Annotated in this window: 1 protein-coding gene; it reads left to right on the top strand. The window is 70.3% G+C overall.

Annotated features, from left to right (window positions below; all coding sequences use genetic code 11):
- On the top strand, positions 1-1,192 hold a 1,192-nt coding region (gene araA / locus JT723_RS34620; protein ID WP_205048876.1), incomplete at both ends, for an L-arabinose isomerase.

Below are 1,192 nucleotides of genomic sequence, written 5' to 3'. Positions count from 1 at the left end.
CAAGCCGTTTCTGCACCTGCACACCCAGGCGAACGTCGAACTGCCCTGGTCCACCATCGACATGGACTTCATGAACCTCAACCAGGCCGCCCACGGCGACCGGGAGTTCGGGTACATCCAGTCCCGGCTGAACGTGGCACGCAAGACCGTGGCGGGGCACGTCAGCGACCCGGCGGTCGGCGTCCGTGTCCACGCCTGGATGCGGGCCGCCGTCGGCCGCGCCGCCCTGCGCGAACTGCGGTTGGCGCGTTTCGGTGACAACATGCGGGATGTCGCGGTGACCGAGGGTGACAAGGTCGAGGCGCAGCTGCGTTTCGGGGTGTCGGTGAACACCTACGGTGTCAACGACCTGGTGGAGGTGGTCGATTCGGCCTCGGAGGCCGAGGTGACCGGGCTGGTGAAGGAGTACGCCGACGCCTACCGGCTGGTGCCGGAGCTGGCGGTGGGCGGGGACCGGCACGAGTCGCTGCGCTACGCGGCCCGTATCGAACTGGGTCTGCGGGCCTTCCTCGACGGCGGGGGCTTCGGTGCCTTCACCACCAACTTCGAGGACCTGGGCGGTTTGCGGCAGTTGCCGGGTCTTGCGGTGCAGCGGCTGATGGCCGACGGGTACGGCTTCGGCGGCGAGGGCGACTGGAAGACCTCGGTGCTGCTGCACACCGTCAAGGCGATGGGCGCGGGCCTGCCCGGCGGTACGTCCTTCATGGAGGACTACACCTACCACCTGGCGCCGGGCAGCGAACTCATCCTCGGCGCGCACATGCTGGAGGTCTGCCCCACCATCGCCGCCGGGCAGCCCAGTTGCGAGATCCACCCGCTGGGCATCGGCGGCCGCGAGGACCCCGTCCGCCTGGTCTTCGACGCCGCCCCGGGACCCGCGGTCGTGGTCGGCCTTGCCGACATGGGCGACCGCTTCCGGCTGGTCGCCAACGAGATCGACATCGTGGACCCCGTAGAACCGCTGCCCGCGCTCCCGGTCGCCCGCGCGGTCTGGCGGCCGGCGCCGGACCTGCGGACCTCCACCGAGGCCTGGCTGACCGCGGGCGCCCCGCACCACACCGTGCTCTCCTCGGCCGTCGGCACCGAGGAACTCACCGACCTCGCCGACATGCTCGGCACCGAACTCCTGGTGATCGACGCCGACACCACCGTGCGGCAGTTCACCAAGGAGATCCGCTGGAACCAGGCCTAC

It is taken from the genome of Actinacidiphila bryophytorum, from assembly GCF_016916835.1.
GTDB classification, from domain to species: domain Bacteria; phylum Actinomycetota; class Actinomycetes; order Streptomycetales; family Streptomycetaceae; genus Actinacidiphila; species Actinacidiphila bryophytorum.
Note: the sequence above shows the minus strand (reverse complement) of the source record. Positions and strands in the feature narration are given on the sequence as shown.